General features: G+C 58.5%; 1 protein-coding gene. It reads left to right on the plus strand.

The window, feature by feature from the left end:
• Positions 1–17 precede the first annotated feature (17 nt).
• Positions 18–272: transposase (locus XpopCFBP1817_RS21435; protein WP_146090230.1), on the plus strand; the 255-nt coding region annotated here is incomplete at its 3' end.

Genomic DNA, 272 nt, shown 5'->3' on the forward strand with positions numbered 1-272 from the left:
ACGTTGAGGAGTGATCCATGCAACTGACGTTTGGTGACGCTGAGGGTCTGGGTAAGCGCAAGCAGACCCGCCGCGAAATCTTCCTGAGTGAGATGGAGAAAGTGGTGCCATGGCAGCAGTTGCTTGTGCTGATTGCACGGCACGATCCGGTGTCAGGACGGCCAGGTCGGCAGCCGTACGCACTGACCACGATGTTGCGGATTCATCTGCTGCAACAGTGGTACGCGCTGAGCGATCCGGCGATGGAAGAAGCCTTGCATGAGATCCCGACC

Source organism: Xanthomonas populi (assembly GCF_002940065.1).
In the GTDB taxonomy this organism is placed as follows: Bacteria; Pseudomonadota; Gammaproteobacteria; order Xanthomonadales; family Xanthomonadaceae; genus Xanthomonas; species Xanthomonas populi.